The organism is Enterococcus sp. RIT-PI-f (assembly GCF_001297065.1).
Classification (GTDB): Bacteria; Bacillota; Bacilli; order Lactobacillales; family Enterococcaceae; genus Enterococcus_D.
Map to the genome: position 1 here is coordinate 145,557 of NZ_LHOX01000022.1, position 26,957 is coordinate 172,513.

Genomic DNA, 26,957 nt, shown 5'->3' on the forward strand with positions numbered 1-26,957 from the left:
CTCATTCACCTCATGTTTATTTTAACAAAAAATGAAGGGCATGCCTAATCTCTCTCCTCATCTTTGTTATTTAGCTTAAAAAAAAGAACAGCTCAAATTTCTAGCTGTTCTCTTCTTTACATCATGATCATCCATGCTGCCAATACTTGGTCTTGCTTATTGAATCGTCCGTAATTGTTCGATTCGTTCTTGCACTTGTTGTTTCTTCTCAAGGTAATCCGCTTCTTTACTGCGTTCTTGCGCAACCACGTCTTCAGGGGCATTGGCCACAAAGCGCTCATTCGATAATTTGCCTTGAACGCGTTTGACTTCTTGGTTATATTTATCCAATTCTTTTGCCAATCGGCTGATTTCTTCTTCGATATTGATCAAGCCTGCCAGCGGCAAGTAAATCGTCGCCCCGGTCAAAATCGCGGACATTGCAAGCTCTGGCGCATCCAGTTCATTGGAAATCACCAATTCTTCCGGATTACAGAAGCGCTCGATATAATTTTTGTTGTTGATCAAAAACTCTTCTACGGTTTGATCGTTCGTTTGGATCAATAGCGTGATTGGTTTGGACAATGGCGTGTTGACTTCCGCACGAATGTTGCGGACTGAACGAATCAACTCTTTCAAGACTTCCATCCCGTGGGCCGCTTTGTCATCGGACCATTCTGGTGCCACTACTGGATAATCCGCTACGACGAGGGATTCACCGGTATGCGGTAATTTGCTCCAAATTTCTTCCGTCACAAATGGCATGATTGGATGCAGCAAGCGAAGAATTTGGTCAAGAACATGAACCAAAATGCTCTTGTTGACCTGTTTGGCCACTTCGTTATCGCCATACAACGTTTCTTTGGACATTTCGATATACCAATCACAGAAATCATCCCAGATAAAGTTATATAATTGACGACCAGCTTCACCAAACTCGAACCGTTCAAATAATTCAGTGACTTTTTCGATGGTTTCATTTAGACGGGTCAAGATCCAACGATCAGCGACAGATTTTTCACCAGAAAAATCGATATCTGTTACTGTCATCCCTTCCACATTCATCAAGACAAACCGAGAAGCATTCCAGATTTTGTTGATGAAGTTCCAAGCAGCATCCATTTTTTCATAACTGAAACGGACATCTTGCCCAGGGGCAGACCCATTCGATAAGAACCAACGTAAGGCATCGGCACCATATTTTTCAATGACTTCCATCGGATCGATCCCGTTGCCCAATGATTTGCTCATTTTGCGGCCTTGTTCATCACGAATCAACCCATGGATCAAGACATTCTCAAAAGGGCGTTTGCCTGTGAATTCCAAACTTTGGAATATCATCCGGCTAACCCAGAAAGCAATAATATCATAGCCTGTAACCAACGTATTGGTTGGGAAGTAGCGTTGATAATCTGCGCTTTGCTCATCTGGCCAACCCATGGTTGAAAATGGCCACAATGCTGAACTGAACCAAGTATCTAAGACGTCAGGATCTTGTTGCCAATTCTCTGCATCTTCTGGTGCTTCTAAGCCAACATACATCTCGCCTGTTTCTTTATGATACCATGCTGGAATTTGGTGGCCCCACCATAGTTGACGAGAAATGACCCAATCGTGGACATTATCCATCCAACGTAAAAACGTTTGATTGAAACGTGGCGGATAGAATTCCACTGCGTCTTCCGTTCCTTGATTGTCGATTGCTTGTTTGGCAAGAGGCGCCATTTTCACAAACCATTGCGTGGATAGTCTAGGTTCTACGACAACCCCAGTACGCTCTGAGTGACCCACACTGTGGACCATTTTTTCGATTTTGATCAAACGGCCTAGTGCATCTAAGTCTTTGACGATTTGTTTTCTAGCGGCAAAACGATCCATGCCCGCATAAGCTCCCGCTAAATCGTTCATTGAGCCGTCTTCATTCATCACATTGACTCTTGGCAAGTCATGGCGGTTACCTACCTCAAAGTCATTTGGATCATGTGCTGGGGTGATTTTCACCACACCTGTTCCAAATTCTTGATCCACATACGTATCGGCTATGATTGGAATTTCTTTATTGACCAATGGCAAAATCACCATCTTACCGATCAAATCTTGGTAACGCACATCATCTGGATGTACAGCAATGGCTGTATCTCCTAACATTGTTTCTGGTCGAGTCGTAGCGATCTCAACAACACCACTACCGTCTGCCAATTCATAAGACATATGATAAAAGGCGCCTTCGATGTCTTTATGGATCACTTCAATATCAGATAAAGCTGTCCGTGCTTGGGGATCCCAGTTGATGATATACTCCCCACGATAGATCAATTCTTTCTCATATAAAGTCACAAAGACTTTGCGGACTGCTTCTGACAAACCGTCATCCAGCGTGAAGCGTTCACGACTGTAATCCAAAGACAAGCCCATTTTGGCCCATTGCTCGCGAATATGGCCTGCATATTCTTCTTTCCAGTCCCAGACTTGCTCAATAAATTTTTCCCGACCTAGATCATAGCGAGAAATGCCTTGTTCTCTCAATTTTTCTTCAACTTTGGCTTGGGTTGCGATCCCCGCATGATCCATTCCTGGCAGCCATAAGGTGTCAAAGCCTTGCATCCGTTTTTGGCGAATGATGATATCTTGCAATGTTGTATCCCAAGCATGGCCTAAATGTAATTTTCCTGTTACGTTTGGTGGCGGGATCACGATCGAATAGGGTTTGGCTTCTGGATTGCCGCTTGGTTTAAAGCGGTCATGATCAAGCCAGTTTTGATAGCGTCCGGCTTCAACTTCTTGGGGATTGTATTTGGTTGATAATTCCTCTGTCATTGAGATTCCTCCTGTTTGGCTTACTTGATGCTGCAAGTTGTGCTGTTGTTCAAAGGCTGTTGCTTTCAGAGGCATTCCTCTTGCCACTAAAGATCATCACCATACCGTATACAGCAAAAAGCACCCTAAATGCCGAGGCATTTAGGGCGCTGATACGCGGTACCACCTAAATTGCAGATTTCTCTGCCACTTTGACGTGAGTTAACGGTCACGACGCGTTTGTCCTTGGATCAACCTGATCTTCAGATCAAAGACCTTCAAGCTACCTTCTTTGTTTCTGGGAAAGTCTTGCACCAACCGACTTTTCTCTACACACCAGGGCAACAAATACTCCTCTTGAACCTTGTCTTGTTATGTCATTCTTGTTTCATCTTGACTCATTCTACAATGAAGCTTGTGAAAAGTCAATCAGCGGTTTGCTTTGGCTGCTTCAATTGCTGCGTTGTAATCCGGTTCTTGGGCAATTTCTGGGACAATCTCAACGTGACGGATAACACCATCTGCATCTAAGACAAAGATCGCACGGGCGAAATGGCCAAATTCTGGGATCATGATGTGGTATGCTTCACCGAACGTATTCGCTGGATCGTGTAAAACGATCATATCGACACCTTCTTTGCCGCACCAGTTCTCTTGTTCTTCTTTGGTATTATTTGAAATCGTTACGAAATGAATATCATCTATTTGGCTGGCTTCTTGATTAAAGCGCTTGGTTTGCAGGGCACACACCCGCGTATCGATATCAGGAACCACACTGATGATGGTTGCTTTTCCTAAAAAACTAGCCAGCGTGTATTCTGTATCATCTAAACTCTTCAAACGAAAATCATGGGCGATATCCCCCACTCGTGGTTGATCACCTGGCACCTCATAGACAGTTCCTTTACGTGTCACTTGCATATCATCTCTCCTATTGCGTTTTCTCCCAGTATAAGGAAGAATCAGCGAAAACGAAAAGGATTTGCTCAAACCTTCGTTTTTTGTGAATAGGTCGTGTCAAAAAAGATCAATGTCTGTAATTCAGTGGTTAAATCAATATATTGGATATTCACGGCTTTCGGTACGACGACCGGATCAGGTGCAAAGTTTAATATTGCTGTGATGCCGGCATCGACGATGGCATCGATCGCGTGTTGCGAATAGCGGCTAGGAACTGTCGAAATGGCGACTGTGATGCCTTTTTCTTGCACGGTTGCTGCCAATTGGTCCATGCCGTATACATACTGATCGCCGATCGTTTGGCCAACGATAGATGGGTCATTGTCAAAGACCGCGGATACGGACAAATTTTCGTTGCGGCGGAAATTGTTATTGGCCAAAGCTTTGCCTAAATTCCCGAAGCCAATCAAGGCAATTTTCTTTTCTTCGTTGGTTTCAAGAATATGACTCAATACCTCGATCAAGTATGGAACATCATAGCCATATCCGCTGCGGCCTAATTCACCTAAGTGAGAAAAGTCGCGACGAATCGTTGCAGATGGAACTTGTGTAATCTCCGCAAATTCTTTTGATTTGATTCGTTGGACACCAGTAGCATCCAGAAGTTTTAAGTGCCTTAAATACGCTGGCAATCGTTTGGCCGTTGCTTTGGGCAATTTCTTTTCTCTTAAGAACTCCATCATCCTACCTCCTTGTTAAATCATTCACATATCGAGTGTAGCACGTTGAAATTTGAATAGCAAGAAATTATTCACAAACTTTCCCGCTAAAAAGCCTACACGTCCGATAAACGGCGTGCAGGCTTCCAGCATTTCGCTGTTTTTATTTTTCAGCTTTTTATAAAAAATCAGCAAACTCTTCGTTCTTGGTTTGATTGGCAGTGATTTGCTCGATTTTCAACCCCGCCATGGCACGGCTGATCATTCCCTCAATATCTAAACGTGCCTCATACAAATGAACTTTCTCCAATTTTGGCCGTGTCTTTGGTTGTGGCGGCGCAAAAATTGTACAACAGTCTTCAAAAGGTTGGATCGCAAGGTCAAACGTGTCGATTTCTTGGGCAACATCAATGATCTCTAGTTTATCCATCGTTGCCACTGGGCGGATGATGGGTGTGGTTGTTACTTCATTGATTGCAACCATCGATTGTAAAGTTTGTGAAGCCACTTGCCCTAATGATTCACCATTCAAAATCACCAATCCATGGCGTTGTTCCCGAATCGCGTCTGTGATTCTGAGCATCATCCGTCGGGTCAATGTCATCCAATAGCCTTGCGGCACACGGTTTTTGATTTCTTCTTGCACTTCGGTAAAGGGCACTTCGATAAATTGGATACTGCCGACATAGGGCACCAATTTTTCGGTCAAGTCTTTGGCTTTTTGCAACGCTTGTTCACTTGTGTATGGTGGACTTGCAAAATGGACAGCTTCGATCTCGACCCCACGCTTCATGGCATAATAGCCAGCAACTGGTGAATCGATCCCGCCAGACAGCATCAGCATCCCTTTCCCACTAGTTCCCACTGGCAAACCGCCAGCACCTTGGATCGTTTCATAAGACAAATAAGCGCCATCCATCCGAATCTCTACCCGCAGATTGATATCTGGTTTCTTCATTTGCACGCGGATATCTGGGAAAATATCAAACACGGCATTCCCTAAAGTCAGATTCAGTTCATTACTGTCTTGGATGAAAGTATGATCGCTGCGTTTGGCAGTGATCTTAAAGGTTTCTTCCCCAGTATAAATTTCTTTCATCAATGTGCGAACGGATTCTTTTAAGACGTCGATATCTTTTTCGACACGAATACTTGGTGAGAAATTTTGAATACCAAAGACTTTCTGCAGCTTCGGTATGATCAGTTGACCTTCAGCGCCATTCAACAATAAGTGCATCCGATCTCTTTCGGCATGGATCTTCACATCAGGAAAATCTGCCAGCGTCCGTTTCACATTTTCTGCCAGTTGCATAATAAAGCTGCGACGGTTTTTCCCTTTGGTAGATAGTTCGCCATAACGAACCATGATTTCTGTATAATTCACGAATAAACTCCTTTTTCTGTCGATTGATTAGTTGATTTTAGAAAACTTCTGATACAGTTGATGAAAGACGATCAAGAATTGCTCGACTTCTGCCATTGTATTGCTCTCATCTAAACTGATACGCACCGCTGATGTCGCTAAGTCATTGGTGACATGCATGGCATGCAACGTGCTGCTGGCCATTTTTTTGCGGGAAGAACAGGCACTGGTAGTAGATATATAAATTTGCTTTTCTTCAAATGCATGGACCAATACTTCACCACGGATCCCTTTTAATGAAAAGCAGAGGATGTGTGGGGCAAAGCCTTCAGTACGAGAAAATAAGGTGACTTTCTCATAGCTGGCCAAAGCCTCCAGTAAGTATTGTTTTAATTGTTGCACATGTTTTGGTCTTTCAGCTTTTTGTTCTACGGCTAAGCGCAAGGCTTTGGCCATGGAAGCAATCGCTGGTACGTTTTCAGTACCGCTGCGCTGGTTGTTTTCTTGCCCACCGCCTGTCATCAGAGGCGCTAGTTTTCGGCCTTCTTTCCAGTATATGAACCCCACACCTCGTGGCCCATGAAATTTGTGGGCAGAAAATGTTGCAAAATCGACGCGGGCTGGCAGCCATTCCTCTTGGGCTACTTTAGTGATGGCTTGGACAGCATCCACATGAAAGTGAATTGTCGGATAGGCGTCAAGGACAGCCGCAATTTCTTTGATGGGCTGAATACTGCCGATTTCATTGTTGACTGCCATGACCGATACCACAATCGTTTCCTTGCGGATCATATCGGCAAGTGCGGCGACGTTGACAAAGCCTTGTCCATCAACTGGTGCAATACTAACGTCAAAGCCCATTTCTGCTAATTGCGCTGCAGTTTCACTTACAGCTGGATGTTCAATACTCGATATGATCAAATGATTGCCGTAGGCTTTCTTGGCTAATGCAGTTCCTTTCAGCACCCAGTTGTCCCCTTCTGTTCCACCACTTGTAAAGGCGATCTCAGATGATTTGACAGATAGCATGTTTGCAATTTGCTGTCTTGATTGCTGCAGCAACCGATTGGATTGACTGCCTAAATCATGGAGACTGGAGGGATTACCGATGATGCGCTGACTGACTTGTGTATATGTATGTAAAGCTTGAGGGTAGATGGCTGTTGTGGCACTGTTGTCAAAATAAATCAATGATAGGACCCTTTCTCTAAAAAATTCTTTCCCATTATAACTGGTGCAGCTGACACTTTCAAGGTTTGTTCATCAATGTTGCGATTTTATAAAGAATGGCTATTGTGTCATTCAGATCATCATGCACTGATCGATCGCAGAAAGAAAGCCAGCCGTTTTGCACTGGCTGGCTTTGGGATTAGACTAAATCTCGGTTATTGAAATAAAAGTTTTCGATTCGTTTGAAGGCGCCTGGTTCGACACGTTCTAAAGCTGTCCCAATTTCATCTAATGCATCTTGATAGCGATACTCTTTGCTGAAAAGATACAAGGCTTTGTCGATGGCTGCTTTGATATCTGGATGGGAATGACGGTAACGATTGGCATATTGCATCATTTGCTCCGTCAACGCTGCCGCATCGACTAAATCGTGGGTTTGTTCATCTAAGAGATCTAGGTCATCTTCACAGACAGAAACCAATTTGTTGATGTCTTGCATGTTGATGCGGATCTTGTTCAATTCTTTCCCAAGATCTTCGACACGATCTGTAGCCACAAAGAAGAATTCTAAGTATTCTCCTGGCAAACCTGGCAAACGTTGTTTTTCGACGAAGCGTTTCAAGTTGCGCAAACGGAACTCGAAGGTTTCCACTTTTTCGTGGGCAACTTTTTCACCACGGCGCAATTCTGCCAATGATTCATCGATCTCAACTTGTTGACTTTCGACGTCATCAAGGATTTTGTAGGCATCTTTATAGTAGCTTTGCACTTCTGAATAAGGAATTTCATGATTTTCAAGTTGCGGTAAATAGTCACTGTTCCGGCGTGCCAACTCATCAACTTCCGTTTGGAAGCCGCGGACACGGCCCAATTCATTGTGATTCAACGTATAGCTTTGTGCGGTATGATCCAATTCGATCAACAATTGACGGTTATTCTTTGTGGCATGTTCAATGTAATCAACGATCACTTGGCGGTTCTTCAACACATATTTCTTGGCATTGATCTCCCGCTCCATAACGGTATACAAGCCGTCAATATCACTGGCCGTATCACGATTGGCAACTTCGACAGTAGCCACTTCTGTTTTGGCAAGATCATTGGTTGAGTTTTCCACACGTTTTTTCACACGATTGATGTCATCTTGGAAATTCTGTTCAGGAAAGACATATTTTTGATCAAGCAGTTTTTGGTACCCGTCTTGGATCTCTTTTAATTGGTCTGGGAAAGTCCGGCTCAAGTCTTCATACGCAGCCGGGATACGTTTCATCAGATCTTCGACTTCATAGGTGTGTTGTTCCGCTTGATCTAGGACTTCGCGGGCTTCAACTGGATCGCCTGATGTATTCAATGTCACAAATTGCGTGAATTCAATTTCGATATTTTTGATTTGTTTTTGTAATTCGTTGTAGGCTGGTCCGAACTCTTCACCTTGTTCACGAAGATGTTTCTTCAGTTCTTCATAAACATCTAGCGCTTTTTGGACTTCTAATGAATTACGCTCTTCACTCTCACGCAATTCTTTCAATCCTGCACGGATCTCTTCGACTTGGCTTTCCATATCATTCATGGTTGCTTCGGCTTGTTCGATTGCACCTTTGGCTTTAAAGAAGCGAATCCGCTCATTCAGCTCTTCAACTTCAAAAATTTGACTTTCCAACTCAGCAAATGACTTCGTTGAGATATCTGTCCATTGCTGGTTCCATTCCCGGAACGTATTTTGACTCTGTCCGACAAGGTGCATACGTTTGACTTCATCGACCTCTTCTATGACTGGCAAGTCAAACAGATTTTCTTTGCGCTTTTCCAAGACATTCAGCTTTTCTTGGTTTTTCTTTCGCATAAAATAGCCGATTGCATATAGAATCGCTGCAATGACGATAATTGCAATGACAATGCCGAAGATGATATTAGTTCCCATGTTGTGGTTCCTCCAATTTTCAAATATACATGTTGCGTCTGAAATCTGCCCAACAGCAGATTGATTTTGATTTCGGGGCTCTTTTCACAAAAGGACAGAAGTTCCCTTTATAAAAAAGCATCTACGCTAGATTATAGCATAAAGAAAAAAATCAAGCATTAGATTGAGGCAAAAAAGATTGAGTTTTTTGGCACCCATTTTTCGTTTGGTGCTATTTTCAGTGAAATGGAAAGCAATTGATGAAAATTTACAGGAGATAATTGGTTTTTTATACATTTTATCATTTTTTTTCAAGAAACAGCTTGATTTATCAAATACGAAACTGTACTCTAGTAAAAAGCTTGAACAGGAGTATGTCAAATGAAAGTAGCAAAATTTGGAGGCAGTTCTCTCGCCTCGGCTGAACAAGTTCAAAAGGTAGTTGATATTATCAAAGAAGATTCTGAGCGGCGTTTTATCGTTGTGTCTGCCCCTGGTAAGCGCAATCCCTCAGACAAAAAGGTGACAGACTTGCTCTTAGCAGTTTGTGCTGCCCGTTGTGCCAATGAACCGATCGATGGTTTGATCGACGAAATCTATGGCCGTTATGAAGCAATCGCTGCCCCATTTAAGATTGCAACTGACCATTTAATGGCCATCCGCAGCTCATTACAACAATTTGTCACATTGCCCTATGAAAACAATCCGCATTTTTATGATACCGTGTTGGCCAGCGGCGAAGACAACAACGCCAAATTGATTGCGGGTATCTTACAAAGCAATGGATTACCTGCCCGCTACATGAATCCGCAGGAATTGGGGATGATCGTGACGGATGAGCCGCAGAATGCCCGCATTCTGAACACATCTTATGAAAATATTCATGCTTGGCATGACAGTCAAGATATCTTGGTGATCCCCGGATTCTTCGGTTATACCGAAGCTGGAGACATCTGCACCTTTTCCCGTGGCGGTTCTGATATTTCAGGTGCAATCGTTTCGGCTGGATTGCAAGTGGATCTATATGAAAACTTTACGGATGTGGATGGTATATTTTCAGCACATCCTGGTTATGTCCATCGCCCTGAGTCGATCAAAGAAGTGACATATCGAGAAATGCGGGAATTGTCGTATGCCGGGTTCACCGTCTTGCATGATGAAGCATTGATGCCTTCTTATCATGCAAAGATTCCTGTTGTGATCAAAAATACCAACAATCCTAGTCACCCTGGAACGCGGATCACCAATCACCGAGATAATCTCGAACAACCTGTGATTGGTGTCGCCAGCGACGAAGGGTTTTGCATGATCTATATCCGCAAGTACCTCATGAACCGCGAAGTCGGTTTCACCTTGCGGGTACTGGAGATTTTCCGTGATCTTGATTTGAATTATGAACACATGCCTTCAGGAATCGATGACATCTCGATCATCATGCGTTCCAATCAATTAACCGCTGAATTAGAAGAAACGTTGTTAAGAAAAATTGCTTATGAAATTGATCCGGATGAGTTACGGATCACCCATGATCTGTCGATGGTCGTCGTCGTAGGCGAAGGTATGCGTCAGCGTGTGGGGATCACTGCAGACAGTACCGCAGCCCTAGCCCGCAAAAATATCAACTTAGAAATGATCAATCAAGGTTCTTCCGAAGTCAGCATCATGTTCGGTATCCACAAAGAGCAAGAAAAAGCTGCAGTTCGGACCTTGTACTACACATTTTTCGATTGACCACATATAAAATGACCGCCAACAATGCCCAAAGTGCAGCATTGTTGGCGGTCATTTTTTTAAGATTGCGGGTCCTGTGCCTGTTTGGCTTGGATTTGCCGGGCGATCTCCGCTTTGATTTTGCGTTCTGGGGCAAAGCGTTCTGCCCAGTCCGCTGGCTTCATGACCTTATGGGTTTCTGGATGATAATGGGGTTGGCCATCAGGAAACAATTTACCCATATTGGCTTGATGGACAATGGCTAACAAAGGATCTGGATCGATCCCCATAAGGGAGAATGAGCCATAGGTGAAGTAAAGCAAATCACAGAGGGCATCCACTTGTTCCGTAAAAGAATCTTCAGTCGGCTGCCCTTTGGCCATCAGTTTCTGCTCAGCTTGATCAATCGCTTCATGCAACTGAGAAAGACCGGCAGAAAATTTTTCTTGGTCGTTGTTGCTGGCTGCATAAATAAATTCAACGATTTCCTCGATTTTGAAACCACCGCGGAAGACGGCCTTCTCATAAGAAAATGGTTGGGGGATCGTGGGACAGGTGGGGTCAAAGGTGCGGTGAAATTCTTCAGTCATCTCAAATGGACGCATAGATCTTCCTCTTTTCTCGCTAGAATAGCTGTTTATGTTTTTGAACTGGCGTCGATAATGCCAAAATGGATCAAAGCCTGTTGAATGCCATCTTCATCGTTAGAAGCGGTGACATAATCCGCACTGTCTTTGGTCACGTCTTGCCCATTCCCCATCGCCACACCAATCCCCACACCTTCTAACATCTCAACATCATTGAAATGATCACCAAAAGCCATCGCTTCTTCGACAGCAATCCCTTCATAGGCAAGGAATTCTTTGATCCCTCGTAATTTTGACCCTCGTTTGGGTACGATATCCACTGAATAAGCATTCGAACGTTTGAAGTCGCATTGGGGCAAGTTATTGATCAATTTTTGCTTTTCAGATTCGGGACTCAACATAATACATTGATAAATTGGTTCCCGTAAAATATCTAACGACTCATAACGTTTTGCGTTACGGTTCGGACTAAAACGCTGCAGCAATTTCTTCAAAAAACCCACAGGAAATTTCTTCGGTACAAAACGCAAGTACCGTTGCATGCTGGGAGATTGGCTTAGACGAATCGTCAAACTGCCTGCGACTTGCGTTTCACCGCCAAACATCACTTGCCGATAGTTTTCGTCCGCATAATCAACGATCGTTTCCAACGTTTTCTTCGAAAATGGTTTGGCATAAATCAGACTTTCTTTGGTATAAACAAATTGGCCATTGTATGTAATAAACATATCTAAAGACAGATAGTCGACGACTTTATCTAAGTCTACTGGACCGCGACCGGTCGCCACACCACACAAGACCCCCTTTTCTTGGGCTTGTTTGATGGCGTCCCGGGTACTAGATAAGGCTTTGCCGTTATTGGCAATCAGTGTGCCATCGATATCAAAAAAAATTGCTTTAATCATAGGGCTCCTCAAAATAACGCTAATTGGTTGGGATTCAATGCTTCATAGTTCAATTGCAGTTGACTGATCATCGCGCGCGCATTGTCCGCGGCATCTCGACCGGCATTGTTATTAAAGATCACTGCTGTCTCTTGGGCGTGCTCAGCCACGGATCGTACAGCAGTCGACAATTCATTGATTTCTTTCTCGTTGTATCGGTACAATGTACGCAAATTTTTTGCTTCTGGACCGGTTGCTGTCCAGCCGCTATCATTTCGTCCGTGCAGTCGACACAAAGCAAAGGCCGGATTGGTCACGGTTAGATCTAAAGGGATCGTTGTAGACAAACGTTTGGGCTGATCTACGACCACCAATGACAATTGGCGCTCTTTCATAAAGTCGATCATGGAGGAATAGACAGCCGGTTGATACCAACTTTGATCCCGCAGCTCAATTGCTAATGGATACTCAGGAAACCAGTTTCGCACTTGCCCTAAATAGGCAACATGCTGCTTGGTGCATTTGAACTGATTAGGAAATTGCGCCAGTAGGCAAAACAGTTTCCCTGCTTCAACCATTGGGGCAATCGCTTCTTTGAAACGCTGCAATGATTCTTCCAATGTCATGCCTTCCGGCAACGCCCCTTGAGTCGTGATACTTTGATGTACCTTCAGGACAAAGCGGAAATTGTCCGGCACCTGAGTCAACCAGTTACGGACATCCTTTTCTTTGGGCAAAAAATGATAGGTCGTATCCAGCTCTACAATTGGAAAATAGCGGGCATATTCAAATAATTTTGAACTTTTCCGGTCTACCAGACGCCCGTGTTCACTAAATGTCGTACAGCCTATGCGGATCATTTTTGACACCTCACTTGTCTTCTCATTTCAATAGTATACAATAGTTTAGAGTGAAGCGTAAATAATTAGTGCAGGTGATGAAAAAAATGAAACGAATTCTCGTACTACATACTGGCGGAACGATCGCCATGAAAGAAGATTCACTGACTGGCGGTGTCAGCCCAGACGTGAGCAATCCTTTAATGGATGCGCCGATCCACATTGACGAAGATGTAGAATTGATCGTTGAGGATATCTTCAATCTTCCCAGCCCCCACATGACGCCAACAGAAATGCTGCAATTGAAAGAACGTATCCAATTGGCCCATATCAGTGGCGTGACAGGTGTTGTCATCACCCACGGAACAGACACATTAGAGGAAACCGCCTTTTTCTTAGATACGACGATTGGCAGTCAGTTACCGATCGTGATTACTGGTGCAATGCGCTCCAGCAATGAGATTGGCAGTGATGGTCTATACAATTTTGAAAGTGCGATTCGGGTAGCAAAGTGTCCTGAAGCCAGCAATAAAGGTGTCTTGGTCGTGATGAATGATGAAATTCATTCTGCCCGCTATGTGACCAAGACCCATACCACCAACATTGCGACTTTCCGTACGCCTACATTAGGCCCAATCGGATTAGTGACCAAGCATCGCATCCTCTTCATGCAAGAATTATTGAACAGCCAACAAATAGATGTTGATCGCGTCGATGGCCTCTTTCCAATCATGAAAGCATACGCGGGCATGACTGGAGAACTGTTTGAGGCACTGGCAGATTCCCAGATCGATGGTTTAGTGATTGAAGCCCTCGGTGCTGGCAACTTGCCGCCGCAAACCATCGAGCCACTAAAGAAGCTGATTGACAGACAAATTCCAGTCGTGCTAGTTTCTCGCTGCTTCAATGGGATCGCAGAACCTGTCTACGATTACCCAGGCGGCGGTATTGAATTGCAGCAACTCGGGATTATTTTTTGCAACAGCATCAATAGTCAAAAAGCGCGTATCAAATTGCTGATTGCCAAAAATCGAGGCCTGACATTGCCTGAATTAAGCGCCTTTATGGAAAATTAAACCAAGAAACGTCCTGCATTCTTCCAAAAGAACACAGGACGTTTGTTTTGTATTATCTCTCTTGCCAAGTAAATACAGCCTCACAATAAGTCACATCAGCAATTTTGATTTCATGAAGGGTCTGCAATGGACGGACTTCCCCTGTATCCAATGTCAGCGCTTCATTGATTTGGACATGACTATCGATCAGATTGCCATAGGCAACTTCGCGATCAAAACGAATCGTCACTTCTTGTACGAGATGTTTCGTCAGAAAATCATGACCCAGTACATCCAAAAGCCAATTGAAATAAATCGCGTTATTCACATGCTGGTTGCTATCGATATCATAAAAACGGACACGATACGGTAAAGATCGACCTTCCGTGATCGGCTCAATCTTCGGATAACGTTTGATGCGCTTGATCTTCACACTGCCATAAGGTGCCACGATCTCATCAGGTACACTGCTGACCTTACGGGTTTCAGGATTCATCAAGGCAAAGACAGCCTCAATTTTGACCAATTCATTGCCTTGGTCATCCAGTAACCAAAAGTAACGGTAGCAAAAAAATTTATTGTATTCCTTGGCTTGGGTCACAACTTGGATCTGCTCTCCCACTTTTGGCAACCTTGTGACCAAGATGTGGTAGCTTGTAATGATCCAAGACAATCCATACCCACCGATCACTGTTGCGCCACGGTCTAATTGTTCACTTTGTTCCTCTGATGCTTTGATTGCCACGCTTAACATCGCAGGAAAGGTCATCGTTTGATTGATATCACATTCATAATACGCAACTTCATGCGTGGTTTGGTACTTTGCTGCCATAAAACTACTGCCTCCTAAAAACGGCTCAAGCTGTCATCAATAGTTGATCCATACCTTGCGCCAAATTGATTTAGATGGATCATTAAATAATAAAACGGTCCTTGTCCACTGCCAAGCCGAAAATCGGCTGCGTGTTGTACTGCAGCTGTAAAAAAGAATGGCGCAACATTGCCGCCACCCTGTGGTGTCAATGTCCCTTTGTGCACCGATAAGAAAAGATTTTCCTAGCTTGATCTGATTCATTACTGTGTCAAATGTGCAACCAAATACGCCTGTTCTTCTTTGCGCAAGCCTAATCCTTTTTCAATGTAATGGTCCACTGATCCGTATCGCGCCTTGATCGTTGTCAGACTTTCATCTAGGAAACTTTCTTCAGCCCGCATCAACACGGAAATGGCGTTCAACAAATCATCGCCAAGATCTTTTGCCATCGGTTCAAATTTTGCTTTCAACATTGGGCCTAAATAACGATTGGTAGCCAAGTAATCTTGTTTGATCGTATCCGCATCGACGCCGAGTACATGCAGTAACAAGAACGCGCCAAAACCAGTACGGTCCTTCCCAGCAGTACAATGAAACAAGGTAGCACCTGTTGAAGGGGCATTTTCGATGATCTGATCAAAAAATTGCCGATATTGTTTGCAGGCATAGGGACTTTCAACAAAATGACGATACACTTTTTTCATTTGCTCTTCTGCATCTTCCCCATCATCAAGGCGTTTTTTCAAACTTTCAGGGGACAATGACACCATGGTTTCATCTTCTTGAAAAATAGGTAAAAATACTTCTTTTGCCCCTTCGATCGCCTGATCAGGCTGGGCACGGCTTTCGTCCAGCGAACGAAAATCAACCACTTGATTGACCCCATATTCAGCCAATTTTACTTGATCTGCTTTCGTCAGATCACTGATAGCTGCGCTGCGAATCAACTTTTTCTCTTTGATCAGACGCCCATACTTTGTTTGATATCCGCCTAGTTCTCGGACATTCACAGCTTGTTCTAATTCAATCAATTGTGACATTTTCTTTACCTCCCGACTATTTATACTTAAAAGTATAGCAGAAAGCACCTAGTAGATGTAAGAAACTTCCATCTACTTTTTGTGGACAAAAAAAGAAAGACCACACGCAGTCTTTCCTCGACATATATCAAATGAACACTTATTCCGCTTCGATCACAGCGGCTGTATCATCCAGCACAGAACGATCCAACTCATTGATACGACTGCTGGTCACAACACCAGCCACCATGCTGTCGCTGACGTTTACCAGTGTCCGAGCCATATCGATCAGAGGTTCCACAGAAATCACGAGTCCAACGATTGCTATTGGCAAGTTCATCGAACCTAAAACGATCAATGAAGCAAAGGTCGCTCCACCACCGACGCCTGCCACACCAAAAGAACTGATCGTGACAACTGCCACCAATAATAAAATAAATTGCCAATCAAATACATTGATTCCCACCGTTGGGGCTACGATCGTTGCCAGCATTGCTGGGTAGACGCCCGCACAGCCATTTTGACCAATGGATAAGCCAAAACTGCCCGCAAAATTTGCTGTTGCTTCATCCACACCCAAAGCTTTCGTTTGTGTTTCAATATTCAACGGTAACGCACCTGCACTCGAGCGAGAGGTAAAGGCAAAACTCAAGACTGGGAAAGCTTTTTTGAAATACGTTACTGGGTTGACCCGTACTGCAATCAACAGCAGTGAGTGGACCAATAGAACCAAAATCAAGGCTGCATAAGAGGCCAAGATAAATTTACCTAGATTCAAGATCGCCGCAAAATCACTAGACGCCAAGACATTGGTCATCAAAGCCAAGACACCATAAGGCGTTAGACGCAAGACGAGTGTCACGATACGCATCACGATCTTATACAAACTATCCATCAAGTTGGCAAACATTTCTGCTTCTTTCGGCGATTTGCGTTTGACACCCAAGAAGGCGATCCCTACGAAGGCAGAGAAAATGACCACTCCGATCGTACTGGTTGATCGGGTGCCTGCAAAATCAGCAAAGACATTGCTTGGGATAAAGGCTACGATTTGTTGCGGAATCGATAAGTCTTGAACTTGTGTCGAACGTTCCGCCAATTCAGCGATCCGCGCTGTTTCAGTAGCACCTTCTGTAAAGCTGGCACCATCTAAACCAAAGACCATGACCATCGTGATCCCAATCAACGCAGCGATCGCTGTCGTTCCCAACAGCGTTGCCAGGACCGTAAAGCTGATCTTCTTGATTTTCTCGCTTTCTTTCATCTTGGTGAATGCACCAACGATCGATACGAAAATCAAGGGCATGATCAGCATTTGCAGCAAAGCAACATACCCGCTGCCCACCATGGTGATCCATTCCAAAGATTGGGCTACTACATCAGAACCAGTGCCAAAAACCAATTGCAAAATACCGCCGAACACGATACCAGCAAACAATGCACCAAAGACCCGCGTCGAGAATTTCACGTGGCGCTTTTGCAACAAATAGAACCCATAAATAAGGGCAGCAAAAATAAGTACAACAATTACAGTGAACAGATTTGTCATTTGAATCCTCCTAAAATAATATAAGATGACAAAGTCTGTCGAAGGAAGTAAAGGTTCCCAGTGACCATTCTTCAACAGTGCACTCTAATGAGACGTGTGGCATCATTAGTGACCATTCCATTCTAAAGAAGATTTGGAAATCTTACAATAAATAAGTTTCTTGAATGGCTTTTTTCTCAGAAAAAAGCGCACACAATCTATACCAAATCACAAAAAAGTGTTATTTTACTCAATCAAATGGGTGTTGTTGTTCCTGTGCCAAACGCGTCTCAACTTTAGCAATTTCTGCCAATAAACGTGCTTCACTTGGGAAGATCATCTCATACTTGCTGGCTAAAATCGTTTGATTGGTGTCGGGCAATGCAAACTTGACCAAACGATCATTCTTCTCTGTGCACAATAAAATCCCTATCGTTGGCTGCTCATCCGCTAGTTTCTCCACCCGATCATAGTAGTTTACATACATCTGCAGCTGACCCAAATCGCCATGGGTCAACTTGCGGGTTTTGATTTCAACGATTACATGCGCCCGCAATAAACGATTATAAAAAACCAAATCAATAAAGAAGGCCTCATCCTCCAATATGACTCTTTTTTGCCGGGCCACAAATGAAAACCCATTGCCTAGTTCAAGCATGAATGCTTCTAAATGATTGATCAATGCGGTTTCTAATTGGCTTTCGTGATAAGCAGACTGGTCAGGCAGACCTAAGAATTCCAGCACCATAGGGTCCTTGATGATTTCTCGTGGATCTGTCGGCAAACGTTGCTTTCTTGCGACTTGCAATACAGATGCTTTATCCGTAGACATCAACAATCGCTCATACAATAGAGAATTGATTTGCCGTTCTAACTCACGGCCAGTCCAATGATTATTGACGGCTTCTAGTGCATAGTATTCTCGTTTTTCAGGATCATTGATTCGAAACAGCAGACGATATTGTAGCCAGTTCAATTGCGAACGCAGTGCGTTCACTTTTGGATAAACGATATAGAATTGTCTAGCCAGCTCTAACAAACGCTTTGAAAAACCATGCCCATGCTCCTTTGATAACACGATTGCTAAATTATCTATCATATATTTGCCATATGCTGCCCGCTCTTGATTGTCTTGTTCCTCGACAACGATTCTTTGACCAATCTGCCAATACATCAGCACTCTTTGAAAATCAATACTGCGAATCGCTTGCGCCTTTGATGTTGAGATGATCTCTTGGATATCAGACAAAATATCCGAATCAAACGTGTGTGCCTCATGTTTATCTGTCATTCTTCGTACTCCTTTCATGTTCATATAAGATTGTTCAGTCCTGAAAATGACTTCCCATCATATGATACATAAGTAAGATACGCCATTCACCCAGGAATCGTTTGAATACACAGCAAAAAGAGCCTTGATTTGGTTCCATCAAGGCTCCTTTATTGCGATCATCTAATTATACAGAAACATGTCCATTGAGGGATTATGCCAATGCCCCCATTGGGTCCCACGGTGCCAACACTTTTGGTTCTGCTTCGAAAGCGGCCAATTGTTCTGGTGACAAAAATTCTTTGCGAACGACGATTTGATACGTATATTCATCCATCCATTCATCGCTCATCACGAAGAAGCCATCTGTACCGACTTTTTCACCCCAGCTGTTTTCAACTTTCCATTTGGTGGATTCACCGTCAATGATATCAACACCTGTCAAAACCATGGCATGGGTCATCAAGCTTTCCCCAAAGTCCAAACGTTCCGCTTTTGTCATCGTAAAGTCCACATCAAACAAATCATTCATATCATAGGCATCCAGTGCCATGATCCCAGAATCTCGTGTGGAAGATTGACCGACATCACAACCAAACCATACAGATTCTCCCTGTTCAAGTTGCGCAATGGCCATTTTTTTGAACGTTGGCATATCGACATTTAAATATTTGACTTCTTTACCACCCACCACATTGCCTAGCATTTCAACTGTATAGGATTTGTCATAAGGCTTGTCTGCTGTTGGGGCATTGATGATGCTGACATATTCATTTAGATCCACACCAACATATTTATCATAAAAGCTTTGCGGTGTTAAGTCACGATCGATATGATAGTTCTTCTCTTCATCGCGGTACTCAAAGTCAAAGGTTTCTGGTGGTGTGCCCAATGAAGTGGCTAAGAAATTATAGACTTCTTGCAGCATTCCTTCTTTGGCCGTTTGAATTTCTGTATCAGATTGACCTGCGTCAACCAGCTTACGCAATGCGACAGCATCTTTACGTAATTTTTTGTTTAAATAATTGTTGAGGTCACGGGAATTAGAGGAGTTGCTGCTTTCAGGCATGACTGCTTTAGGTACAACACCATATTTTTGAAAGATCGAGACGATCATATCCCATTGTCCACCATCTTGTTGCGGTGTTTGCAACAGAAAAGCCACTTTTCGGCTTGTCACAGGTTCTGCAGCAGTGGCCAAAATGTTTTCATAAAAATAATTGGCTTTTTCATATTTATCCCAAAAGAAGGTGTGGTTTTGAGACAACTCAAAATCTTTCAGCTTGAAATTGTTCAGCATTTTATGGCGGAAAGTATTCAATGCCGCGAACATCCAGCAACGACCAGATTGTTTTTGATTGGCTACTTTTCCTGTCGTGACATCTACTGAAAAGACAGGTACATTCACGATCTTCGCACTGACATTTTCTGCAGAAGCTGAGATCCCATTTTTGACAACACCTCGTTGCAAGGCATTTTGCTTGTTGTTTTCTAGATAAGCTGCGGCAAAATCAGCTGTTGTTTGTTTAGAAATTTCTGACATATTTCTCCATCCCTTCACATTTCGTTCCTTCTATTCTACGCCTCCCAATAAAAAATGACAACCGTCCAATCAAAGAAATCCACATGCCATTGATTGAAGGATTGTCATTTTATTCCTACAGGATCACATAAAGAGCAGTACGGCCAACAAGCCTGGCAATACAAAGGACAAGCCATTTTCAAATCGGCCATAAGCTTTTCTTATCGGTTTGCTGGCCAACAAAATGGTCAGCAGTACACTGATCAGAATCAAGGTCACAAAACCTAATAAGGAAAGGTTCAGATCCATGATATTCAAAGCCCGCAACCCTTTGATAAAAATTCCTTGTAGCAAATAAACCAGCAGTGTATTCTTTCCCCATTTAGTAAAAAACATTTTCTCTCGGGGAACGATCCGCATAAAGCCGATGATGCCAATCAGCCCAATGAGGAAAAACACACCTCTGAGGGGACCGCCGAACAGCGGATAACTCAAGTAATCCTCATACGGTTTAGAGCCAAAGACCATGTACTTGTTCATCCCATGGAAAAAAGCAATGAAGCCATAAATGATTGGCAGAAACGTCAAACTCAGCCAGCGCATCCCTTTCTTTTGTAAAAAGGCCATATCGTTTTTGGGAAAGTAAAAACCAATGATAAAAAATGGCAAAAAGACAAATGTCCGCTGCAATGTCAAAATTTGGTTTAAAAAAGGCAAATAGCCGGCACACAGACTCAAGGCAATACTGATAAAAATAGCCTGCTTTGCAGATAAACGTTGGAAAACAAACAACGACAATTGCCAAAAGAACATGCTAAGCAAAAACCACAGTGCCCACTGGGGATTGAGCAATTGTATCTTCGGTGTTTCTCGTAAGCCAATCAACCAATAATAAACGATATAAAACACTTGGAAGAACAGATATGGCAGCAAAAACTTTTTGATCAAGATAGTGACCTTTGACCCTTTCGTCAAAGGTTTTGCAAAATAACCTGATAAAAAAACAAATGCAGGCATGTGAAACGTAAAAATAAAATAGTATAAATCATGGTAAAATTTGTGGTCACCAATAAAAGACTGCAGCAAATGGCTAAAGACCACCAATATCATTAACAAAAATTTCGCATTATCAAAGTAAGCCGTTCTTTGCGATTGGCTCATACTATTTCCTCCTCATTGAATACTCTACGAATAGTTTACGGGAAAGACATTTTAAGTTGTTTACAAAACGATGTAATTTAAACAACAGACATGACAGCTTGCTTACAAGATAGTTGCTTTTTTGTATTCTTTGTATTAATATTAATAATACAAAGGAGTGAAGGCATATGATTTTTTCTATTGCAACCCAAAGCAATCAACCCATCTATCAACAGCTGCGGGAACAAATCATCCTTGGTATTGCCAAAGGTGACTTACGATCTGGTGAATTGCTGCCATCTGTACGACAGCTGGCCAATGAAATTGGTATCAACACCATGACTATTTCAAAAGCGTATAACTCATTAAAAGAAGATGGGTTGCTGATTACCGATCGGCGCAAAGGTACCGCAGTGGCCACACCCAGAACCTTTACAGACAGTGAATCTAGTACGTACCTTCATCAATTAGAAGTACAATTAGCAACTGCGCTGCTACACGGAAAAACCAAAGAGTCATTGCAGCAAGATATCCATACATTATTGGCACAATTTCCTGAAAGGAGTGATTTCGAATGAATCTCATCTTCTTCCCGACTGCATTATTGATGTGTCTGATTTTTGGCTTTAGTCTACGCTTGGTCAGCAAGCCGCACAAGAATGTCCTCCTAGAAAACACATTCGCACCGGAACACTTGACCCATCCATCCGTCACTCAATTGGTCAAGGCGTACCGCAAGCGCATCTTGCAATTAATGGCTCTATTCAGTGTAGCAAGTCTGCTTTTTTTGTTCAATCTATCTGACTCGATCACCATTACCTTGTTTTTTGTCTATCTCTTTGCCTTGATTGGTTGCTGTCAATTATTGGAAATCCATTATATAGGGAGATTACGCCAACTGATTGTCGATCAAGCGTGGTTATTGCCCATTGATGCCGTAAGGATCGATACAAAAATCGTTCAAGAGAAAAACCGCCAGATGCTTTCCCTTGGTTGGTTTCTCCCCCCACTTGCCCTCATGGTTGGCAGTGGTTATCAAGCATGGCAATCCTCCGATCAAACCACAACTATTGGAGTGTTGCTGCTGAATGGCTGTCTGCTGCTCCTCTTTCTTGCCTTGTGGTGGACGATCCGGCGTTTACCGGTCAGAGGTGTCGCAGGGGATTCGCTGATTGATCAGCAGATCAATGATCTGACCAAATATTATTGGTCCCTGACGGTTGTCGTTTTAGCAACAGGTACGAGCCTGATGTTGTTCATCCCTTTGATCTCGATCAACGCCCACGGATTTTGGGGCATTTTCATGAGTATCCTATTTATTTTACTGACAATTGGGAGTATTCTATTTACCTTCCTTGCCTTACTGACTTTACGCAAGAAACAAGACCAACTCCTCAACCAGGCAGAAAAACCCAGATATTATGGAGAAGATGTGTACTGGCGCTATGGTGTCTATATCAATCCAAATGATGACAGACTATTCGTTCCCGATCGAATCGGGTTAAACATTGGTATCAACCTAGGCAAGCGCAGTGGGCAAGTGATTGGCATTGGTACGCTGATTGTACTGATTGGTGTCATGCTGATCGCCATCGTCCCCCTTTATCAGTTGGATTTCACTGCTGACGCTTTACAAGGGCAGCTAGCGAAAGAAGAAGTGATCTTTTCAGCTCCCTTTACGACAAAAACCACCGTCCCTGTCTCTGCTATCGAAGACGTTGCTTTGGTTGACGCATTGCCTACCCCGATTATAAAGAAAGTCGGTATGGCAACTAGTGATTATGCAACAGGCTCGTTCTTGGTAGATGGTGAAAGTGCCAACCTCTATGTTGACTTACAGGCACCTGCATTTCTGAGAATCCAAACCACTGACCGTCTCATCTACTATACAAACAAAGATCCAGAGCAGACGATCGCACTATACCAGCAATTGATGGACAGAGAGTAAACAACGCCTCTTTCAACAAAAAAATCACTGACTGACGGAGTATGTCTTCCGCTGTCAGTGATTTTTTGATTCAATCGTGCTCTTTATTTTGCGCAAAAAAAATAGACCTAGACAGATCTATCAACTCCGGCAGTAGGACTCGAACCTACGACATCATGATTAACAGTCATGCGCTACTACCAACTGAGCTATGCCGGAATAATCTATAAGTACTATACCAAATAGTCAGATAATTTAGCAAGTATATTTTCGGTCTTTTTGCTTTTTTTTTGCATCTTTTTTTGACAACCGCCCCTGCCTACTTTTGCCTATCTTCCAGCAAAAATCTAATTGACAAAGCCGCTTCTTTACGGTATGCTATATCTTGTGTTAAATAACACGCCGCTTTAGCTCAGTTGGTAGAGCGCATCCATGGTAAGGATGAGGTCGACGGTTCAAGCCCGTCAAGTGGCTTTGGTAGGACAACGTTTATCGGACGTTGTCTTTTTTGTGCAGTCATCTATATTCACTTACACAATTTTTAGAACTAGTCGTTTTTCGATAGTAAGTCAATCAACTCTTTTTGCTGCTTGATGACGGTATTCAGCTGCTCATTTATTTCATTTTGCCGTGTGTTTTTACGCATCTTTAATTTCATCTGAATGTAGTTATTCTTTTTTAACAAATTGATCAAAGCCAATCCATGGGCGATGACAATCACAAGAACTGCAGCGATCACGCAACCAATCAGGCTGTTTTTCAGCAATAAAATCTGGTTCCAACTTTGGCTTAACAATGATGGGATTGCCGCAATTTCATTTGTTTTCTGGATGATACTTCTTATTTGCTCGAGTAGCGAAGCGAGATTGGCTATCAGGCCATCCACTGAAAAACTCGTATCAAAAAAGGCCGAGGTCAATTGTGTCTGTAAATCGCTTATTTCTTGCATACTCAATTGATTCACGCTATGGACAATCGTGCTATAGGTTTGATAGCCCTCTACCCCCATCTTCACGAGTACCACAACTGAAGAACCCACCAATATCAGATACCCTGCAGCCAGAATCTTTTCACTGAGATACCAACGGTCAACACGCAGTTTCCATAAAAAATAACCGACAATGGATAGTCCTGTCACAATGATGAGCAATTCGACAGCGATCAATCCCGCCATCTCCATCCCCATCTGCAACAGATAGTCTTTCAATGTCTGAAAGCGATCGCTGGCTGAAAAAAACAGCAGCAGAGAACGTATATTTACTTCAAAATAATGTTGCATGATGCCTTTGATCCACATTTGCTGATGTGTAAAAATAAACAAAAAGACAAATAAAAAAATCAGACTACTTACATGAACTATTGAACGATATAAAGTATTTTTTTCTATACGATTGATCACCTCATTCACCTCACCTTTTTCATTCAATTAAAAACAAGTAGGACGCTATTACGAAGAAGTATACCATAACCGCTTTGAATAACCTGTTTGATAGAATCGTGAACAATCAAGTCAATCAGATCTGTTTTTCTATCCTAAAAAAGAACCAAACAGCTACCTTGATGGATTGATCTGCTTGATTCTTTTCTATTTTTTAAAACATACTTTTGTTTTTTATCAGATTCAGTTCATTTTACGACTAGCACCGTACATTTTGAATGGTTGATTACATAATCCGTCGTTGAGCCAACCACTGCTCTGGTTAACGTACCTTTCCCAGTAGCACCCATGACGATCAAATCGATTGGATAGACCTCTGTCGCGGCATGAATAATAAACCGCTTAGGATCGCCCACCTCAACAATGACTGCTACATCCTCTACCCCTTCTTTATTGGCATCATAAATCTTCTTTAACATCTCTGTTTCAACTTTGGTTTTTTCTTGATCAAACACTTTGGCAAAAGCGTAGGCACTGGTTGATAGTTCTGCATTATTGATCACTGAAAGGATAAACAATTTGGCTTTATTTCTACGACAAATCACTAGGGCTTCTTGAAAGGCTTTTTCAGACTGCTCTGACCCATCCAATGCAACCAAAACATTTTGACAGTTTGACAACATAGCTATCCCCTCCTTACCTTTATTTTAACAGGTATTGCTATTCATCACCATGATATAGCAAGCGCTTTCGCTAAAAACTTAAATCCAAAGCTTTTCTTATGTTTCTACTAACTATCTTCCTGCACGCAAACAATAGGATTATAGTAAAAGAAAAGGATTCGAGGTCTTAGCTATGCGTTCTTTCTTCCAAGCTCTTTTTACACTCTTGCTTTACTTACTCTTATTTATGTGTATCATTGCGCTTATCGGATGGCTGTTTTTTAAGATTTTTTGATTGATAATCGAATTATTTTTGGTTTTTCATGTCTCGTGCTACACTCTATTTGTACACTTATTAAAAGGAAGTGCTTTGCTTCCTACTCAATTGGAGGTCTTTCTCATGGAACTTGAGATTACACCAGAAGCAGCTGCGCGTTTTCCCAAAAACTACCAGCTGTATATCATCACAAGCAATGATGGATCAAATCAATTTTCTTCAGCTGCGGGCTGTTGTATGATTGGTGAACGTTTTTTGGTCACACCTATCACTGAACCACTCCCTCGATATAGTGAGGTGGTTTCAAGCAATCGCTTTACTTTTTTCACATCGACCTATGATCAAATGTTTTTAACCGGCCATTTGATTCTGACAGTACATCCCACATCCGGGACATTGATCTTGAAAAATGAAGGTGGTTACCTCGATAATAACCTGATGCTTGAAAAAGAACCGCAAATCACAACCGTCGAGTCATAAAAAACGGGCTTTTCCTCTCAGCAGGAAAAGCCCGTTTTCTATTTCAGTATTTTCAATAAGTCTATAGGCTGTTGAACAATCGCACATGCGCCTGCTGCAACTAACTCTTGTCGATCACCAAAACCATATAAAACACCGATCGCCGCCAATTGGTTTTCCTTCGCGCCCTGTATGTCATGTGAACGATCCCCTACCATCACGGTCTTTTGATCAACCGTGGAATGGATGGCTTCTAAAGCATAGGCAATGACGGCCCCTTTAGTGCCACGCTTGTTCTCCATATCTGCACCGTAGATCCCGTTAAAGTATTTCGTGTAGTCCAAATATGCTAGTATCTCCTTTGCAAACACTTCTGGTTTAGACGTAGCTATATAAAGTGCATGCGCCTCAGAGAGCGTAGCCAAAACTTCTGCGATCCCCTCATATGGTGTCACTTGAAACATGCCTTTTTGACGATAATTTTCTCGATAATAATCCACTGCTGTTTTTGCTTCAGTATCGGTAAATCCCAAATTCAAAAAAGATGCATATAATGGCGGCCCCACAAAAGCCCTTAACTGTGCCAAATCTAAAAATGCCCGATTCATTTTTTCCATGGCATATTGGATCGATGAAAAGATTCCCTCACTAGAATCTATGATCGTACCATCTAAATCAAATAGTATGGTCGTCAATGTATCACTCCTCGTATCATTCCTATTTATTAATAGTATAAAGAAAGATCTGTTTGCAAGCAAATCAATAAAAAAAAGTGATCGATCAAGCATAACCTTGACCAATCACTTCTGAAAATAAAAAAAGATAGCCTCAGCTATCAAAAGACTCCGGCAGTAGGACTCGAACCTACGACATCATGATTAACAGTCATGCGCTACTACCAACTGAGCTATGCCGGAATAAAAAAAAGAAACGCGTGGCGACGTCCTACTCTCACAAAGGGAAACCCTTCACTACAATCGGCGCTAAGAAGCTTAACTTCTGTGTTCGGCATGGTTACAGGTGTATCCTTCTTGCTATCGCCACCACACTATTCAATTG

Annotated in this window: 24 protein-coding genes, 3 tRNA genes, 1 rRNA gene and 1 other annotated feature; of the genes, 6 read left to right on the forward strand and 22 right to left on the reverse strand. The window is 42.7% G+C overall.

The genetic code is table 11. The features are described from left to right. Positions 1-156 precede the first annotated feature (156 nt). The 6 genes from AEQ18_RS15045 to ezrA form a co-directional block, all read right to left on the reverse strand. Positions 157-2,796, reverse strand: a complete 2,640-nt coding sequence (locus AEQ18_RS15045; RefSeq protein ID WP_054117175.1) for a valine--tRNA ligase — start codon at positions 2,794-2,796, stop codon at positions 157-159. 139 nt (positions 2,797-2,935) lie between these two features. Next, positions 2,936-3,149: a binding site (T-box leader), on the reverse strand. A gap of 55 nt (positions 3,150-3,204) precedes the next feature. Continuing rightward, positions 3,205-3,696 carry a thiol peroxidase gene (tpx, locus tag AEQ18_RS15050; protein WP_054117176.1) on the reverse strand — a complete coding sequence of 164 codons (492 nt, stop codon included), beginning with the start codon at positions 3,694-3,696 and terminating at the stop codon, positions 3,205-3,207. A 65-nt stretch (positions 3,697-3,761) separates the two neighbouring features. Next, positions 3,762-4,415, reverse strand: coding sequence for a redox-sensing transcriptional repressor Rex (locus tag AEQ18_RS15055; protein ID WP_054117177.1), 654 nt, complete (start codon positions 4,413-4,415; stop codon positions 3,762-3,764). A 157-nt stretch (positions 4,416-4,572) separates the two neighbouring features. Continuing rightward, positions 4,573-5,778 carry a tRNA uracil 4-sulfurtransferase ThiI gene (thiI, locus tag AEQ18_RS15060; RefSeq protein WP_054117178.1) on the reverse strand — a complete coding sequence of 402 codons (1,206 nt, stop codon included), beginning with the start codon at positions 5,776-5,778 and terminating at the stop codon, positions 4,573-4,575. A 27-nt stretch (positions 5,779-5,805) separates the two neighbouring features. Next, positions 5,806-6,948 carry a cysteine desulfurase family protein gene (locus AEQ18_RS15065; protein ID WP_054117179.1) on the reverse strand — a complete coding sequence of 381 codons (1,143 nt, stop codon included), beginning with the start codon at positions 6,946-6,948 and terminating at the stop codon, positions 5,806-5,808. Positions 6,949-7,126: 178 nt separating this feature from the next. Further along, the gene (gene ezrA / locus AEQ18_RS15070; RefSeq protein WP_054117180.1) at positions 7,127-8,848 is read right to left on the reverse strand and encodes a septation ring formation regulator EzrA; all 1,722 of its coding nucleotides are present in this window, start codon (positions 8,846-8,848) and stop codon (positions 7,127-7,129) included. Positions 8,849-9,208: 360 nt separating this feature from the next. On the opposite strand from ezrA, the gene AEQ18_RS15080 reads away from it, so the two are divergent. After that, positions 9,209-10,558 carry an aspartate kinase gene (locus AEQ18_RS15080; RefSeq protein WP_054117182.1) on the forward strand — a complete coding sequence of 450 codons (1,350 nt, stop codon included), beginning with the start codon at positions 9,209-9,211 and terminating at the stop codon, positions 10,556-10,558. A 59-nt stretch (positions 10,559-10,617) separates the two neighbouring features. On the opposite strand, the gene AEQ18_RS15085 is transcribed toward AEQ18_RS15080, so the two are convergent. The 3 genes from AEQ18_RS15085 to AEQ18_RS15095 are packed head-to-tail and all read right to left on the reverse strand — an operon-like array spanning position 10,618 to position 12,868. Continuing rightward, positions 10,618-11,142 carry an HAD family hydrolase gene (locus AEQ18_RS15085; protein WP_054117183.1) on the reverse strand — a complete coding sequence of 175 codons (525 nt, stop codon included), beginning with the start codon at positions 11,140-11,142 and terminating at the stop codon, positions 10,618-10,620. A gap of 32 nt (positions 11,143-11,174) precedes the next feature. Next, complete coding sequence (locus AEQ18_RS15090) at positions 11,175-12,029, reverse strand: Cof-type HAD-IIB family hydrolase (protein ID WP_054117184.1); 855 nt, start codon at positions 12,027-12,029, stop codon at positions 11,175-11,177. A gap of 8 nt (positions 12,030-12,037) precedes the next feature. Next, positions 12,038-12,868 (reverse strand): DUF72 domain-containing protein, encoded by an 831-nt coding sequence (locus tag AEQ18_RS15095; protein ID WP_054117185.1) that lies wholly within the window; start codon positions 12,866-12,868, stop codon positions 12,038-12,040. A gap of 86 nt (positions 12,869-12,954) precedes the next feature. On the opposite strand from AEQ18_RS15095, the gene AEQ18_RS15100 reads away from it, so the two are divergent. Continuing rightward, entirely contained in the window at positions 12,955-13,923 is a 969-nt protein-coding gene (locus AEQ18_RS15100) for an asparaginase (RefSeq protein WP_054117186.1), read from the forward strand. A gap of 52 nt (positions 13,924-13,975) precedes the next feature. Here AEQ18_RS15100 and AEQ18_RS15105 read toward each other — a convergent pair whose 3' ends face one another. From AEQ18_RS15105 to AEQ18_RS15135, 7 genes are all read right to left on the reverse strand, one after another. Continuing rightward, positions 13,976-14,734, reverse strand: a complete 759-nt coding sequence (locus AEQ18_RS15105; protein ID WP_054117187.1) for an acyl-ACP thioesterase domain-containing protein — start codon at positions 14,732-14,734, stop codon at positions 13,976-13,978. Between the two features lie 14 nt (positions 14,735-14,748). After that, positions 14,749-14,940: a hypothetical protein gene (locus AEQ18_RS15110; RefSeq protein ID WP_054117188.1), complete on the reverse strand. Its 192-nt coding sequence runs from the start codon at positions 14,938-14,940 to the stop codon at positions 14,749-14,751. Positions 14,941-14,976: 36 nt separating this feature from the next. Continuing rightward, the gene (locus AEQ18_RS15115; protein WP_054117189.1) at positions 14,977-15,756 is read right to left on the reverse strand and encodes a tyrosine-protein phosphatase; all 780 of its coding nucleotides are present in this window, start codon (positions 15,754-15,756) and stop codon (positions 14,977-14,979) included. A 139-nt stretch (positions 15,757-15,895) separates the two neighbouring features. Further along, positions 15,896-17,284 carry an L-cystine transporter gene (locus AEQ18_RS15120; RefSeq protein ID WP_054117190.1) on the reverse strand — a complete coding sequence of 463 codons (1,389 nt, stop codon included), beginning with the start codon at positions 17,282-17,284 and terminating at the stop codon, positions 15,896-15,898. Between the two features lie 229 nt (positions 17,285-17,513). Next, positions 17,514-18,554 carry a PDDEXK nuclease domain-containing protein gene (locus AEQ18_RS15125; RefSeq protein ID WP_054117191.1) on the reverse strand — a complete coding sequence of 347 codons (1,041 nt, stop codon included), beginning with the start codon at positions 18,552-18,554 and terminating at the stop codon, positions 17,514-17,516. Between the two features lie 193 nt (positions 18,555-18,747). Beyond that, positions 18,748-20,076, reverse strand: a complete 1,329-nt coding sequence (locus tag AEQ18_RS15130) for a C1 family peptidase (protein WP_054117192.1) — start codon at positions 20,074-20,076, stop codon at positions 18,748-18,750. A gap of 123 nt (positions 20,077-20,199) precedes the next feature. Next, the gene (locus AEQ18_RS15135; RefSeq protein WP_054117193.1) at positions 20,200-21,216 is read right to left on the reverse strand and encodes an acyltransferase family protein; all 1,017 of its coding nucleotides are present in this window, start codon (positions 21,214-21,216) and stop codon (positions 20,200-20,202) included. 167 nt (positions 21,217-21,383) lie between these two features. Here AEQ18_RS15135 and AEQ18_RS15140 point away from each other — a divergent pair, with 167 nt between their 5' ends. Beyond that, positions 21,384-21,773, forward strand: a complete 390-nt coding sequence (locus tag AEQ18_RS15140; protein WP_054117194.1) for a GntR family transcriptional regulator — start codon at positions 21,384-21,386, stop codon at positions 21,771-21,773. Continuing rightward, a complete protein-coding gene (locus AEQ18_RS15145) occupies positions 21,770-23,143 on the forward strand; it encodes a hypothetical protein (protein WP_054117195.1) in 1,374 nt (457 codons plus the stop codon). Before AEQ18_RS15140 ends, AEQ18_RS15145 begins: the two co-directional genes overlap by 4 nt. A 124-nt stretch (positions 23,144-23,267) precedes the next feature. Here the strand turns inward: AEQ18_RS15145 and AEQ18_RS15150 are convergent. After that, a tRNA-Asn gene (locus AEQ18_RS15150) sits at positions 23,268-23,341 on the reverse strand. A gap of 182 nt (positions 23,342-23,523) precedes the next feature. Between AEQ18_RS15150 and AEQ18_RS15155 the strand changes: the two genes are divergently transcribed. Beyond that, positions 23,524-23,596: transfer RNA gene (locus tag AEQ18_RS15155), tRNA-Thr, on the forward strand. 73 nt (positions 23,597-23,669) lie between these two features. Here the strand turns inward: AEQ18_RS15155 and AEQ18_RS15160 are convergent. Further along, positions 23,670-24,401 carry a hypothetical protein gene (locus AEQ18_RS15160; protein WP_160316063.1) on the reverse strand — a complete coding sequence of 244 codons (732 nt, stop codon included), beginning with the start codon at positions 24,399-24,401 and terminating at the stop codon, positions 23,670-23,672. Positions 24,402-24,748: 347 nt separating this feature from the next. After that, a complete protein-coding gene (locus AEQ18_RS15165) occupies positions 24,749-25,183 on the reverse strand; it encodes a universal stress protein (RefSeq protein WP_054117197.1) in 435 nt (144 codons plus the stop codon). A gap of 379 nt (positions 25,184-25,562) precedes the next feature. On the opposite strand from AEQ18_RS15165, the gene AEQ18_RS15170 reads away from it, so the two are divergent. Next, positions 25,563-25,919: an iron-sulfur cluster biosynthesis family protein gene (locus AEQ18_RS15170; RefSeq protein ID WP_054117198.1), complete on the forward strand. Its 357-nt coding sequence runs from the start codon at positions 25,563-25,565 to the stop codon at positions 25,917-25,919. Positions 25,920-25,957: 38 nt separating this feature from the next. Here the strand turns inward: AEQ18_RS15170 and AEQ18_RS15175 are convergent, their stop codons facing one another. The 3 genes from AEQ18_RS15175 to rrf all read right to left on the reverse strand — a co-directional run bounded on the left by AEQ18_RS15175 (position 25,958) and on the right by rrf (position 26,946). Beyond that, positions 25,958-26,593 carry an HAD hydrolase-like protein gene (locus AEQ18_RS15175; protein WP_054117199.1) on the reverse strand — a complete coding sequence of 212 codons (636 nt, stop codon included), beginning with the start codon at positions 26,591-26,593 and terminating at the stop codon, positions 25,958-25,960. A gap of 148 nt (positions 26,594-26,741) precedes the next feature. Then, positions 26,742-26,815, reverse strand: a tRNA-Asn gene (locus AEQ18_RS15180). Positions 26,816-26,830: 15 nt separating this feature from the next. Further along, positions 26,831-26,946: ribosomal RNA gene (gene rrf / locus AEQ18_RS15185) — 5S ribosomal RNA — on the reverse strand. Between the last annotated feature and the right edge of the window lie 11 nt (positions 26,947-26,957).